We start from the raw sequence: 13,939 nt of genomic DNA on the forward strand, positions 1-13,939 counted from the left end.
CCGCCGGCCGCGGCCGGCTGGGCGCGCTTTCACGCGAAGGCGCTCGTGCTTCCGCCGCAGCCGATGGCGGTTCCGGTTTTGCAGGCGGCCCCTCGGCGAACCGGTTTTGCGGCTCCTCTTCGAGCGCGGTGTCGACACCGGCGTCGGCATAGAAGGCCAGGAGCGCACGCAATCGCGCGGGATCGAGGAGTTCGTCGGGCATCATGGCTGCAATGTCTTCCGCTCTGCCCGGCAATGCAAGGGCTCAGGAAGACGGAATGCGCGGATCCTGCACGAGATGGAACTGGTATGTCGGCGTGAGATCGGTGATGAGGAAGGAGAATACCGCCTCCTGCCGTGGATCGACGTGACCTTGTCGGAAGAGGAGGCGATCGGAGGGCTCGAAATCGCGGGTGTAAAGGTCGAAGCGATCGGAGGCGATCGTCGTCGGTTCTCTGGCGACCTGATCGAAGGAAAGGCCGTCGCCAAAGGTGCTGGGTATTCCCAGTTGCGCTTGCAGCTCGAAGGCGAACTCGACCCAGGGAAGACCGCTGGCGTTGAGCGTGTTCAGTTGCAGATAGAGCGTCATGCCCGTGCGCGTCCGCGTGGAGAGGGCAGCGCTCCGGTCGGGAATACGGACCACCATAACCACCGCGCTCGCCGAATAAAGCTCCTGCGTGAGAACGATCGGCTCTGCTCGCGTGCCCCTGCCGCTGACGTCGAGGATCCGGAAACCGCCCAACTCGTCGGAAAAGGAGAATCCGCCCGCTGGCCAGCTTCCATCGTCCGCCGGTTGCGCCCCCAGCAGGAAGAGCGCCGCGAAAGCGGCTGCAAGTCGCAAGATACCGGGCATGGTCGGGCCTCCATGCGCGCCAGTGCCGCTCATTATAGCCGGGCGCCGGCGTTACGGGAATCTCTTCGGTGAATTTCTCCGCATGCCGCTTGGCACTTTGCAGCCGATCCAAATACGGTTACGGCACGACAACCGGGATGGAGCGGGCGGCAAGCGACATGGCGAATACTTCTGCTGATCCTCTCCCGCCGGGCGCTCCCGTCTTCGATGCCGTCTTCCGGGAAAAGCTGCAGGCCCTTCTCGTCTGGCGCCGCGACGTCCGCCGCTTCCGGCCTGACCCGCTGCCCGATGGTATTCTGGAGCGCCTTTTGAACATCGCCTGCCTTGCTCCCTCTGTCGGGCTTAGTGAGCCGTGGCGTTTCGTCACCGTCTGCAATGCACGGCGACGCGCCGCCGTAAGGCGCAATTTCGAACGCTGCAACGCCGAGGCGCTTGCCGCCGAGCCTGGCGAACGGGCGGCGCGCTACGCGCGTCTCAAGCTGGCGGGTCTCGACGAGGCGCCCTGCCATGTCGCCGTATTCGCCGACCGCACCACGTCCAAGGGCCACGGCCTCGGCCGGCGCACCATGCCCGAGATGATCGGATACTCGACCGTGATGGCGGTCTATACGCTCTGGCTGGCTGCAAGGGCGGAAGGGGTGGGGCTCGGTTGGGTTTCCATCCTCGATCCGCAGGAGATCGCCGCGACGCTGGAGGTGCCGGAGAGCTGGACCTTCATCGGCTATCTCTGCCTCGGTTACCCGCGGGAGGAAGACAGTGTGCCGGCGCTGGAGCGGGCCGGCTGGGAAGAGCGGTCGATACCGGCTGCATACAGGCTTGAGCGGTAGGTCCGGATGTCTCGCATGATGGATCCGCCGCACCCCGATTGTTTCGCAGCGCCGTTCGATGCGCTATAGCCGGGCCGGGTGAAGGCAGCCAATCGTGGCGACCGTGGAGGAATGAATGAGCGAACGCGAAAGCATGGAGTTCGATGTGGTGATTGTCGGCGCCGGACCGGCGGGGCTTGCCGCATCGATCAGGCTGAAACAGCTCGAACCGGAACTTTCCATCGTGGTGCTCGAAAAAGGCGGCGAGGTTGGCGCGCACATCCTTTCCGGCGCGGTGGTCGATCCGATCGGCATCGACCGGCTGCTGCCCGGCTGGCGCGAGGAAGCCGACCACCCCTTCAAGACGCCCGTCACCGATGACCAGTTCCTGGTGCTCGGACCGGCAGGCTCGATGCGGATCCCCAACACGCTCATGCCGCCGCTGATGAACAACCACGGCAACTACATCGTCTCGCTGGGCAATGTCTGCCGCTGGCTGGCCGACAAGGCCGAGGCCCTGGGCGTCGAGATCTATCCGGGCTTTGCCGCCGCCGAGGTCCTCTATAACGACGACGGCGCGGTCATCGGCGTCGCCACCGGCGATCTCGGCGTCGAGCGCGACGGCTCCCACGGCCCCAACTATCAGCCCGGCATGGCGCTCCTGGGCAAATACGTGCTGATCGGCGAGGGTGCGCGCGGTTCGCTGGCCAAGGAACTCATCGCCCGCTTCGGGCTTGCCGCAGGCCGCGAGCCGCAGAAATACGGGATCGGCCTCAAGGAGCTGTGGGAGGTCAAGCCGGAAAACCACCGCCCCGGCCTTGTGCAGCACTCCTTTGGTTGGCCGCTCGATTCCGGAACGGGCGGCGGCTCCTTCCTCTACCATTTCGACGACAACCTCGTCGCGGTCGGATTCGTCATCCACCTCAATTACAAGAACCCCTACCTGGCGCCCTTCGAGGAGTTTCAGCGCTTCAAGACGCACCCCGCCATTCGCGGCACCTTCGAGGGGGGAAAACGCATCTCCTATGGCGCGCGCGCCATCACCGAGGGCGGCTTCCAGTCCGTGCCGAAGATGGCGTTCCCGGGCGGCGTCCTGGTGGGCTGCTCGGCCGGCCTCGTGAACGTCCCGCGCATCAAGGGCTCGCATAACGCGATGCTGTCGGGAATGCTGGCGGCCGAGCATGTGGCCGAGGCGATTGCCGCCGGTCGTGCCAATGACGAGCTGTCCGCCTATGCGGAGGCCTGGCGCACTTCCGACATCGGCCGCGACCTGAAGAAGGTGCGCAACGTCAAGCCGCTGTGGTCGCGCTTCGGCACCTGGCTCGGCGTCGGCATCGGCGGTTTCGATATGTGGATGAACAGCCTCTTCGGCTTCTCCCCGCTCGGCACGCTCGGCCATGGCAAGCCGGACCACGAGACGCTGGAGCCGGCGGAAAAACACCGGCCCATCGACTACCCCAAGCCCGACGGTGTGCTGACCTTCGACCGCTTGTCCTCGGTGTTCCTGTCTAACACCAACCACGAGGAGGACCAGCCCGTGCACCTTCAGGTGAAGGACATGGAGCTACAGGAGGCATCGGAGTTCTCGATCTTCGCCGGCCCCTCGACCCGCTACTGTCCGGCCGCGGTCTACGAATGGGTGGACGATGACGGCAATGCGCTCGCCGGCGGGCCGGGCGCTGCCGAAAAGGGCGGCCCCGCGACCGAAAATGTCCATGCCCGCTTCGTCATCAACGCGCAGAACTGCGTGCACTGCAAGACCTGCGACATCAAGGACCCGAACCAGAACATCAACTGGGTGCCCCCGCAGGGCGGCGAGGGGCCGGTCTATCAGAACATGTAAGGTGGGTAGGTGAGAGTGGAGCAGTCGGGGACGCAACTCGCCCGAACCTGTTGGCTTGCTGCCTTGTCCCCCTATTGCTCTGACCGGGCCTGCATCATCTTGCGCGGTGTGGTGTCGGGCTGCACGGAGAACTCCAGGAGCACCGGCAGGTGGTCCGACCCGACATCGTCGAGCCGCCGGGTGTCGAGTGGCACAAGCCTGCCCTTCACGAGGATGTTGTCGATCGGCAGGCCGACCGTGCGCCTTAATGCGTTCGGCAATGGTCGTGCGAGCCACGAGGGGCCGATCGCTTCCAGCCGGGCGAGCCCTCCCGCCGCCGCTATCCGTCGCGCGGTCATGCTCCAGGGAACGGCGTTCAGATCGCCGGCCAGAATGGCGGTCTCGCTGAGTTGCTGAAGCGCCGCCGAAACACGCGGGATCTGCCAGGGTTGTTCGAAGGGCCACGGCCAGCCGAGGTGAAGTGCGGCGACGTCGATCGCCGTGCCGCCGAAATTCACCGTGGCAATCGCCAGCGCCCCGCGGTCCAGACATTGCGCCCGCGACGGGTGCAGGAACGGCCTGCGCGACAGGATGGCAACCCCGCCGACCGGCGTGGGGGGCGGACAGACGATCTGGTGCGGATAGGCGTGCCGCAGAAGCGCGATCTCCTCGCGCCACATGGCGGAGACCTCCTCCAGCGTGATCACGTCCGGCTCCACGCGGCCGATGAGCGAAAGCACCTGTTTCGGTGTGCGGTTGTCATAACGAAGGTTGAGCTGCAGAAGCCGGTAGCGCGCCCCATTGGCTGGCTCGACGCCTGCCCAGGCTTGCACGTCGCGGATCGGCAGGGCGACCGTCGTGGCAATGGCGGTCAGGCCGAGAACCATCGCGGTGAGACCGATCCGCCGCCAGCCCCGGAAAAGAAGGAGCGGCAGGCCCGCGAGCACGACCACGGCGGCCAGATGGATGCGGAAATGCACCAGCGCATCGAAGGCCGGATGCAGCGCCCCCCAATAGCCCATCACAAGCGGCAAGGTCGGCAGCGTGGCGCAGAGCGCCAGCAAGGGGGCGGCCAGCCCGCGACCGGTGCGGCGCGCCGAGGCCTCAGGCGCCACGGTGAGAGACCTTTGCCACTGTGCCTGCGGACAAGGCTGCCACACCTACTGGAAAGCCGTTTCCGAAAAGCTGCGCAGCTTGCGCGAATGCAGCCTCTCCGGTGGCATGGCGGCGAGCTTTTCAACGGCCCGGATGCCGATCTTCAGATGTTGCGCGACCTGCCGCTTGTAGAAGTCCGTGGCCATGCCCGGCAGCTTCAACTCGCCGTGGAGCGGCTTGTCGGAGACGCACAGGAGCGTGCCGTAGGGGACCCGGAAACGGAAGCCGTTGGCGGCGATCGTCGCCGATTCCATGTCGAGCGCGATGGCGCGCGACTGTGACAGGCGCTGCACCGGCCCGCGCTGGTCGCGAAGCTCCCAGTTGCGGTTGTCGATGGTAGCCACGGTGCCGGTGCGCATGATGCGCTTCAATTCATAGCCGGAAAGGCCGGTAATCTCGGCCACAGCCTCCTGCAGCGCCACCTGCACCTCGGCAAGCGCGGGCAGCGGCACCCATACCGGCAGATCGTCGTCCAGCACGTGGTCCTCGCGCACATAGGCGTGCGCCAGCACATAATCTCCCAAGGCCTGCGTGTGGCGCAGGCCGGCGCAATGGCCGAGCATCAGCCAGGCATGCGGGCGCAGCACCGCGATGTGGTCGGTGATCGTCTTGGCGTTCGACGGACCCACCCCGATATTGACCATGGTGATCCCGCAATGGTCGCTTCTTTTCAGGTGATAGGCCGGCATTTGCGGCATGCGCTGCATGGCATCGCGTGGTGCTTCCTCGCCCGCCAGGGTGACGATGTTGCCCGGTTCGACGAAGGATTCGTAGCCTTCTCCGCCTGCCGCCATCGCCGCGCGTGCATAGGCACAGAATTCGTCGATGTAGAACTGGTAGTTGGTGAACAGGACGAAATTCTGGAAATGCTCGGCCGCCGTCGCCGTGTAGTGTGACAGGCGGTGCAGGGAGAAATCCATGCGCGGGGCTGTGAAGGGCGCAAGCGGCATCGGCTCGCCGGGTCCCGGATCATAGGTGCCGTTGACGATATCGTCGTCCATGGCGCCGAGATCCGGCACGTCGAAAAGGTCCCGGAGCGGCCGCTTCAGCCGGTCGGGCAGCGAGGCTTCGACGTAGGTATCCTTGAGAAAGGCGAAGTGAAGGGGGATCGGGGTCTCCGATTCGGTGACCGTCACCGGCACACCGTGATTGCGGATGATGAGCTCGAGTTGGTCCATCAGATAGGTGTCGAAAAGATCCGGACGCGTCACCGTCGCCGTGTAGACTCCGGGAGTCGGCACATGTCCGTAGGCCAGCCGCGTGTCGATCTGAGCGAAGGAGGAGGTCGAGACGCTGATCTCGGGATAGAAGGCACGGTAGCGGCGGTCGCACCGCCCGGTCGCGGCGATGTCGTCGAACGCTGCACGCAGGAAGGCGGTGTTGCGCTCATAGATCGCCCTGAGCGCGTCAACGGCGCTGCGCGCGTCGTGAAAGCTCTCCCGTGCGATCGGCTCGGGGCTTTCTATGGTCTCGATGGGCTTTGGATAGATTCGCTTGTCCATAACCCATTATAGGAAGTCTATGCGCCCGTTTCGAGGCACAATCAGCGGGCGCGCTTCAGGCTGATCACCAGCACGAGCCCGGCGCCGTTCGAGGCTTTGTAGCTGCCGGCGATGATGTCCTCCTCGCCGCCGTGCACGCTGCCCATGGCGATGACCGGCAACACCAGTAACGAAAGGAAAACCAGGGCTCTTGGTGCCGCGCGCGAGACCTGTAAAAGCGTGTCAGTCATGATTTCCGCCCCTGTAGGCGGGGCCGGGCGCTTCTTGCGAAGGGCACCGGATCCCCTGTTCGACATTGCAGGGAAACGTCTCCATCCCGGGCGCGCCGTGCCGGCCGGCCTGTGCCGCGAAGATGGCGGCTGCCATGCCCATGAGGGATGTTCCCAGGCAGATGGCGGTGAAGCAGCGCGTCAGCATGAAGGCGTTTCCTCGATCATGCTGGCCATATTGCCCGAGGCGCACTGAACCGGTGCTGAGACGCGCGTTCATGACCGGTTCAATTTGATTACCGGGCACGAGTGCTCATATGAGGTGGGTTGGAAGCAGGAGTGTGCGCCGGCGAAGGCCGGGGCCGTTCCACGCGATCCGCACGCTTCGAGAAAAACGGAGACAGCGAATGACAGCCCAAAACCGCCCCATAGAGCTCCACTACTGGCCGACTCCCAACGGCTGGAAGGTCAGCATCATGCTGGAGGAGCTCGGGGTGCCGTACGAGGTGCACTACGTCAATATCGGCCGCGGCGAGCAGTTCCGGCCGGAGTTTCTCAAAATTTCACCCAACAACCGCATGCCCGCCATCATCGATCCCGAGGGACCGGGGGGAGAGCCGATCTCGATCTTTGAATCCGGCGCCATCCTGCAGTATCTCGGCCGCAAGTTCGGCCGTTTCTATCCCACCGACGAGCGGCAGCGCGTCGAAATCGAGCAATGGCTTTTCTGGCAGGTCGGCGGTCTGGGACCCATGGCCGGCCAGGCACACCATTTTCGCCAGTACGCACCGGAAAAGGTTCCCTACGCCATCGAGCGCTACACGAACGAGTGCAATCGCCTCTACGGCGTCATGAACAAGCGGCTGGCCGACCGTGAGTATCTGGCGGGCGACTATTCCATCGCCGATATCGCTTCCGTCGGCTGGATCAAGCCGCACGAGAACCAGGGACAGGACCTGAACGACTTCCCCCATCTGAAGCGCTGGTTCGAAACAGTGACGGCGCGGCCCGCCGTGGAGCGCGGCCTCGCCGTCGGCCAGGAACATCGCCGCAACATCGCTGAGGACGAGGAGGCCAAGAAGGTCCTCTTCGGGCAGCGCGCCCGCGCCTGACGGGAAGCAGGGGCGGGGCGGCCGTTCGCCGGATCGTCCCGCCGGACAGTTCGGCACGAGCGCGCGCGTAATCGCGCGCGGCATCGCCACGCTCTTGCTGCCTCTCGCAAATTTCCCCGAAGGGGCCGAACCGCTATAGCCGCGACCAGCGCTCGTTGCGGCAGATGAGGCCGCCCAGCACACAGCCGCCCATGGTGAAGACGTCCCCCTCCAGGCTTCCCTTGCCCTTGTAGGTCTTGCCGTTCTTCGGGTCCGTCACCGTGCCGGAATAGCTGCCGTCGGCTTGCGCCTCGAAGCGCCCGACCGCCTTGCCGGCATGGGGCCCGCTCCTGAGCGTGATGCAGAAGGCCTGGCCGCAGGCGGCGATCTCGGCGGTGTTGCCGGACCGCGTCTTCCACCGTCCTTCGATCGGATCGGCAAGCGCTGGCCCGGCCGATACCGCCAGGAGCGCCGCCAGAAGGAGCGTGTTGCGGAACATGCTTTTCTCCCCAGCTTACGCACACGTAAGGATAAAGGACTTGACCGCCTCGGGGAAGCTTTTGTCCCGGTTGGCCGGTGCCTCCGGTGAAGCATTTACGCCGTTGCGGCTTTTGTCGTGGTTAGCAAAGGGTTGACGCGGGCGTTAACTTTTTGCCGGGCGCCCACTTTCAAACACCGGCGTTGCCGGGGGTTTCCATCCTTAACGGATTCCGCCCATTTACCGAATGTTTGAACTTTGTTTTCTTCAAATTAATCAAGCTATTTAACGGCGATTTCAAGCCTCGGCGTCATCCTTCGAAACCATCGCAGCATCGCTACAAACAACAAGATGGCGGGCCGCTCTCAGGGTGAAAACGGGGATTTGAAATGGCGCGTTTCGATTTTCATGAGGCAGCTTCCGGCGCGATCGGCGCCGGTACGCAGGCCGACGTTCTTTTCCAACTCGGCATGATGTATGCGACCGGGCGTGACTGCGATGTCGACCTGGTCGCCGCCCACAAATGGTTCAACATCGCCGCGATCAAGGGCTCCGGCCGCGCCGCCGAAATGCGCTCCGAACTCGCGGCAGGCATGTCCAAGGCCGACATCGCCCGCGCCCTGCGCGCGGCGCGCGAATGGATGACGACCCACTGAGAACACCGGGTAGTGCGGGGGCGCCGGCACGTATCGTCCGCTGGCGACGAAAGGGCGGGCGGACAAGGGATACGCTGCTGAAGAACGCCGCGACCGGCCGAGCGCCGGCGCGGCGTTATCCTATGTTCACGGCAGCCCGTCTTGGTGGTTCGACTGGCTCACCATGAGGGCTCGTGTTGTGCCGCAGTTCCAACGTTGAAACCTGCAGGACGCCGGCCTGCTTTCGTCCTCATTCTGAGCCTGTCGAAGCGCGAGGGCGAAGGCACGCCCGGCAATCCCGCTGCATTCGTCCCACCTTAGTTCTCCGTCCGTCCACCCCTGGACGGCATGTCCGCTTCGGCAAACCGCACCAGCACCGTCCCGTCGCTCACCTGGGCACCCTCGACGGCGATCTCTGCGATGATCCCGTCATGCGGCGCGGTGACCGTGTGCTCCATCTTCATCGCCTCGAGCACCAGGAGCGGCTGTCCCACTTTGACCTTTTCCCCAGCGGTGGCGCGGACCAGCTTGACGAGCCCCGGCATCGGCGCGCGCAGGCTTTCACCGCCGCTCGCCGCCTCGGCGTCTTCCAACGGGTCTTGCAGTGCGAAGGTATGGCTATCGGCGCCCTTGAACAGCGTCACGTGTCCCGGCCACGCGGCCGTTTCCGGATCCGCCGCCGGCGACAGTGTCACCGCGTCCTTGGTACCCTCCAGCAACACCGCAAAGCGCCCGTCGCCAAGCCCGGTGATCGCATGCGGCAGCGCCCGCCCGCCATGATGGATGGTGCGCCGGTGCGCGGGCGGATGATAGTGGGCATAGGCCGAGATCGCCTCGAACGGATCCGCGGCCTCGGGCCGATAGGCGGCGCCGGAGGCTGCGAGCGCAGCCTGCGCCACCGTCTTTCCGTCCGGCTCTGCCACCCGGATCAGCGCTTCCCGGTGGCGTTCGATCAATCCGGTGTCGAACTGGCCCGCCGCGAAGTCGGGATCGTCGATCAGCCGCGCCAGGAAACCCGCATTAACCGTGCAACCGGCGATCCGTGTCTCGCCGAGCGCCGTGCGCAGCCCGGCAAGCGCATGTTCGCGGTCGCCCGCGTGAACGATCAGCTTGGCGATCATCGGGTCGTAATGGGGCGAGACGATATCCCCCGCACGCACGCCTGTATCGATGCGCAGATTGGCGCCGTCCAGCCGTTCCGGAAAACGCAGGTGGTAGAGCCGGCCGGTCGCCGGCAGGAAATCGCGCGTCGGATCCTCCGCGTAGAGCCGTGCCTCGATCGCATGGCCCTGGAGCGCAATGGCCTCCTGGGGAAGGGGAAGCGCCTCGCCCGCCGCCACACGCAACTGCCACTCCACCAGGTCCACACCCGTCACCATCTCGGTGACCGGATGCTCCACCTGCAGCCGTGTATTCATTTCCATGAACCAGAAGCGGTCGGGCTTCAGCCCCTTGGAGGCATCGGCGATGAACTCCACCGTGCCGGCACCGCGATAGCCGATCGCCTGCGCCGCCTTTACCGCCGCATCCGTCATCGCCATGCGCATGGCCCGCGTCATGCCGGGGGCGGGAGCCTCCTCCACAACCTTCTGGTGCCGGCGCTGGGCCGAGCAGTCGCGCTCGAAAAGGTGCACCACGTTGCCGTGGCGGTCGCCGAAGACCTGGCATTCGATGTGGCGCGGCTTCTCGACCAGCTTCTCCACGATCACGCGCGCGTCGCCGAAGGCCGCCTTCGCCTCGCGCTTAGCTCCGGCGAGAGCCTCGGAGAAGCGGTCGGGGTCGTCGACGCGCCGCATGCCCTTGCCGCCGCCGCCGGCGCGTGCCTTGATGAGCACCGGATAGCCGATCTCGCGCGCCTTCGTGGCCAGCACCACCAGTTCCTGCGCCTCGCCGTGATAACCGGGCACCACCGGCACGCCGGCCTTCTCCATCAGCCGCTTGGCTGCGTCCTTCAAGCCCATCGCGCGAACCGCGCTCGCCGAAGGGCCGATGAAGACGAGCCCGGCCCGTTCCACCGCCTCCACGAAATCGGGGTTCTCCGACAGGAAACCGTAACCGGGGTGGACCGCCTCCGCCCCGGTGGCCTGTGCGGCGGCGATGATGCGCGAGCCGTCGAGATAGCTTTCGTTCGCGGGTGAGGGGCCGATGTGAACGGCCTCGTCCGCCATCGCCACGTGCAGCGCCGGCGCGTCCGCGTCCGCGTCCGAATGGACCGCCACCGTCGCAATCCCCAGCCGTTGCGCGGTGCGGATGATGCGAACTGCAATCTCGCCGCGGTTGGCGATCAGGATCTTCTTGAACATGGCCTCTTCTCAAGCAGGTGCCGGTGCGGCCTCGGTGAAGCTCTTATAGCCCGCCTGCCCGAACCGCGAAATGCCTGGAAGCGTGCTGGCCGGCGGGGCCAGCGCGTCGGATACCTCCATGTTTCCGTAAACATACGTCTTTGAAACTGACGTAAACGCCGCTCCCTTTCTATCCTGAGGCCGATTTCCTGCGCTTCGTTTCCAGGAGGCGCCGTCTCGTACCCGTTCTCCGTACATGTGTACGCCCGCTCCGGGCATCCGTCGCCACATCAAGTCAACGGGATATTCCATGCCGACAGCACACGTAAGCCACCTTTCCTCCATGGTCGAGACACGCAACGCAGTGGAGCCTTTGCGGTGCGGGGACGCGCGAAGCGGCGGATCGGCATCGTGGATGCGGGCCGTGCGAAGCACCTTTCGTGCCGCGGCGGTCGCCGCCGCCTTCATGCTTGTCGGCGCGACGACACAGGCGGAGGCGCAGATCCAGCGCAGCTTCCTCAATCTGGGGTTCGAAGAGCCCCAGACCTGCGGCGATTGGGTTTGGCTTGCGAGTGATTCGGTTCCGGGCTGGGAGACGACGCATCCGCCCGGAGGGGGGCACTGCGGCTCGGGGAATGGACCCCTGATCGAATTACAGCAGAGCGGTCGACACGGCTTCCCCGCGCGCAGCGGAGGTCAGTATGCCGAGTTGAACGCCAACGCGAATGCTTCCCGAATCTATCAGTCTGTCTGTCTGTTGCCGGGGGACGACATCCACTGGCGCTTCAGCCATCGCGGCCATGCCGGCACCGACGTCATGGAATTCAAGCTGGGGGACGGGAACAGCAACGAGGTCGTGCGTGTCGGTACGGGGAATTCGGGCACAGGGGGCATCGACGAGTGCTTCGTCGAGGGCAACATTTCCCAGAACGAGTGTCATGCCAACCCAGGGCCCAACAGCTGGTACGACTACAATGGAACGCTCGTCTGGAGCGGCGCGGCCGGTACCCAGCAGATTGGCTTTGAAGCCATATCGACCGCCGACGGGAATACGGACTTCGGCAATTTTCTGGATGACATCCAGCTCACCATGCACCCGGTCATTGAGTTGGAGAGCGACCGGTCGGGGGTGGAGCACGAGCCGGATGCGGCTCTGCCGCAGCTTCTGGTGAGCGGCAACGTCACCGCGCCCCTGCAAGTCGAGGTGTCGGTGGAAGTGGGCGGCGGGACGGCAACGCTGGGCGACGACTTCACGACACCGAGCGGGACGGAGGATTTCACCGTCGTCATCGATCCGGGGGTTTATGCCGGCGACCGCATTCCGCTGGGCATGCAGATCATCGATGACGCTCTCGACGAGGAGTTCGAGACGATCGTCATCCATCTGGTCGAACGGCCGGACGACTATCTCCTCTTCAGCACCCAGACTTGCGGTGACGGCGCGCGCACCACGTCGGTCTACACGATTCTCGACGAGCATCTCGAGTTGCGCAAATCCGCCCGGCTCGTCGACGCGGACGGCAACGAAGAGGCGGACGCGGGCGAGACGGTCGAATACGCCTTCGAGGTGGAGAACACCGGCGGGGTGGAACTGACCAACGTCAGCTTCACCGATCCGATGCTGACGATCCCGAACACCTTCGCCAGCCTGGCATCGGGTGCGGTGGAGACGTTCTCGCTCACCTACACGCTGACGCAGGCTGACATTGATTTGGGCCGGCTGGAGAACCAGGCGACGGCGCATGCGCAGGCTTCCAGCGGTGCGCTGACCGATCTTTCGGACGATCCGGACGAGGCGGCGGATGCGGATGCGGAAGGGGACGGGGAGCCGGACGATCCGACGGTGGTGGTCCTTGGACAGGACATCGCCGCCGACTTCCTCAAGGAAGCCACGCTGAACGGCGACGGCGACGGTTTTGCCGATGTCGGCGAGACGATCGACTACGCCTTCACGATCGAGAACACGGGCAATGTGACGCTGTCGAACCTCACCGTCAGCGACGACAGGGCCACCGTCCAGGGCGGGCCGCTGGCCAGCCTGGCGCCGGGGGCGACCGACAGCACCACCTTTTCGGCCAGCTACACGGTCACCCAGGCCGACATCGACGCCGGCGAGATCCGCAATTCCGCGACGCTGACAGCCTTCGATCCGGACGGCGACGCTCACGATTTCGCTTCGCGCTCGGCGGACGGGGCGGGGCCGACCGTCTTCCCGGTGGCCGAGAACGCCGCGCTCACCCTGAAGAAGCAGGCCCACTTCAACGACGAGGATGACGACCAAGTGGCCAAGGTGGGCGAGACCGTCACCTATGTCTTCACCGTCGAGAACGTAGGCAATGTGACGCTGTCGGACATCACGGTCAGCGATTCCAAGGCGACCGTTTCCGGCGGCCCGATCACGCTGGCCTCCGATGCCGCGCCCGACGCGACCAGCTTCACCGCCACCCATACCCTCACCCAGGCCGACATCGACGCCGGCGAGGTGGTCAACCAGGCCACCGCCACCGCCGTCTCGCCGCGCGGCACGCGGGTCACGGCGCTGTCGGACGACCCGGCCGACCCGACCGACCAGGATCAGGACGGCGACCATTATCCCGACGACCCGACGCGGCTGGTGCTCGACCAGCAGCCGGAGCTGGACCTCGTCAAGACCGTGGAACTCGCGGACACCAGCGAGAACGGCTACGCCGATGTCGGCGAGACCCTCACCTACGCCTTCACCGTCACCAACACCGGCAATGTGACGCTCACCGGCATCACCATCGACGACGACAAGGCGGACGTTTCGGGCGGGCCGCTGGCGCGCCTGGAAGCGCAGGAGCGCGACGACACCACCTTCACCGCCACCTACACGATCACGGCCGCCGATATCGACCGCGGGCATTTCGAGAACACCGCCACGGTGCACGGCACCGCCCCCGACGGCACGGCGGTGATGGCCGACTCGCACGCCGCGGGCGGCACCGGCCCGACGGTGATCGCGTTCCAGCAGAAGCCTGCCGTGCGGCTGGAGATGACGGGCGCCTTCGTCGACGCCGACGACGACGACCTTGCCGAGGCGGGCGAGACGGTCGCCTACACGGTCACCGTCTACAACGAGGGCAATGTGACGCTCACCAATGTGACG

11 protein-coding genes and 2 pseudogenes are annotated in these 13,939 nt (G+C 65.4%); 5 read left to right on the forward strand and 8 right to left on the reverse strand.

Translation table 11 applies throughout. From position 1 onward, the window contains the following. Window positions 1–205: pseudogene (locus ACFP9U_RS18180) on the reverse strand (uracil-DNA glycosylase); the annotation flags it as partial. Window positions 206–244: 39 nt separating this feature from the next. Then, window positions 245–832 (reverse strand): hypothetical protein, encoded by a 588-nt coding sequence (locus ACFP9U_RS18185; protein ID WP_378623626.1) that lies wholly within the window; start codon window positions 830–832, stop codon window positions 245–247. Window positions 833–990: 158 nt separating this feature from the next. Here ACFP9U_RS18185 and bluB point away from each other — a divergent pair, with 158 nt between their 5' ends. After that, a complete protein-coding gene (gene bluB / locus ACFP9U_RS18190; RefSeq protein ID WP_378623627.1) occupies window positions 991–1,659 on the forward strand; it encodes a 5,6-dimethylbenzimidazole synthase in 669 nt (222 codons plus the stop codon). Between the two features lie 115 nt (window positions 1,660–1,774). Next, a complete protein-coding gene (locus tag ACFP9U_RS18195; protein WP_378623629.1) occupies window positions 1,775–3,481 on the forward strand; it encodes an electron transfer flavoprotein-ubiquinone oxidoreductase in 1,707 nt (568 codons plus the stop codon). A gap of 71 nt (window positions 3,482–3,552) precedes the next feature. On the opposite strand, the gene ACFP9U_RS18200 is transcribed toward ACFP9U_RS18195, so the two are convergent. Genes ACFP9U_RS18200 through ACFP9U_RS18215 form a run of 4 tightly spaced genes read right to left on the reverse strand, consistent with a single transcriptional unit; the run spans window position 3,553 to window position 6,534 of the window. Further along, window positions 3,553–4,575, reverse strand: a complete 1,023-nt coding sequence (locus ACFP9U_RS18200) for an endonuclease/exonuclease/phosphatase family protein (RefSeq protein WP_378623630.1) — start codon at window positions 4,573–4,575, stop codon at window positions 3,553–3,555. Between the two features lie 45 nt (window positions 4,576–4,620). Further along, window positions 4,621–6,117: an AMP nucleosidase gene (locus ACFP9U_RS18205; protein WP_378623632.1), complete on the reverse strand. Its 1,497-nt coding sequence runs from the start codon at window positions 6,115–6,117 to the stop codon at window positions 4,621–4,623. Window positions 6,118–6,158: 41 nt separating this feature from the next. Beyond that, window positions 6,159–6,347 carry a hypothetical protein gene (locus ACFP9U_RS18210; RefSeq protein ID WP_378623633.1) on the reverse strand — a complete coding sequence of 63 codons (189 nt, stop codon included), beginning with the start codon at window positions 6,345–6,347 and terminating at the stop codon, window positions 6,159–6,161. Then, window positions 6,340–6,534: a hypothetical protein gene (locus ACFP9U_RS18215; protein ID WP_378623635.1), complete on the reverse strand. Its 195-nt coding sequence runs from the start codon at window positions 6,532–6,534 to the stop codon at window positions 6,340–6,342. Before ACFP9U_RS18215 ends, ACFP9U_RS18210 begins: the two co-directional genes overlap by 8 nt. Before the next feature lie 199 nt (window positions 6,535–6,733). On the opposite strand from ACFP9U_RS18215, the gene ACFP9U_RS18220 reads away from it, so the two are divergent. Beyond that, window positions 6,734–7,438, forward strand: coding sequence for a glutathione S-transferase family protein (locus tag ACFP9U_RS18220; RefSeq protein ID WP_378623636.1), 705 nt, complete (start codon window positions 6,734–6,736; stop codon window positions 7,436–7,438). 133 nt (window positions 7,439–7,571) lie between these two features. On the opposite strand, the gene ACFP9U_RS18225 is transcribed toward ACFP9U_RS18220, so the two are convergent. Continuing rightward, a complete protein-coding gene (locus ACFP9U_RS18225) occupies window positions 7,572–7,916 on the reverse strand; it encodes a DUF2147 domain-containing protein (RefSeq protein ID WP_378623638.1) in 345 nt (114 codons plus the stop codon). Between the two features lie 368 nt (window positions 7,917–8,284). On the opposite strand from ACFP9U_RS18225, the gene ACFP9U_RS18230 reads away from it, so the two are divergent. Then, a complete protein-coding gene (locus ACFP9U_RS18230; RefSeq protein ID WP_378623639.1) occupies window positions 8,285–8,551 on the forward strand; it encodes an SEL1-like repeat protein in 267 nt (88 codons plus the stop codon). Window positions 8,552–8,847: 296 nt separating this feature from the next. Here the strand turns inward: ACFP9U_RS18230 and ACFP9U_RS18235 are convergent, their stop codons facing one another. Beyond that, window positions 8,848–10,833 (reverse strand): acetyl-CoA carboxylase biotin carboxylase subunit, encoded by a 1,986-nt coding sequence (locus ACFP9U_RS18235; RefSeq protein WP_378623641.1) that lies wholly within the window; start codon window positions 10,831–10,833, stop codon window positions 8,848–8,850. A gap of 403 nt (window positions 10,834–11,236) precedes the next feature. Here ACFP9U_RS18235 and ACFP9U_RS18240 point away from each other — a divergent pair. Continuing rightward, a pseudogene (locus ACFP9U_RS18240) lies at window positions 11,237–13,939 on the forward strand (hypothetical protein); the annotation flags it as partial.

The organism is Nitratireductor sp. GCM10026969, assembly GCF_042660605.1.
GTDB lineage: Bacteria > Pseudomonadota > Alphaproteobacteria > Rhizobiales > Rhizobiaceae > Chelativorans.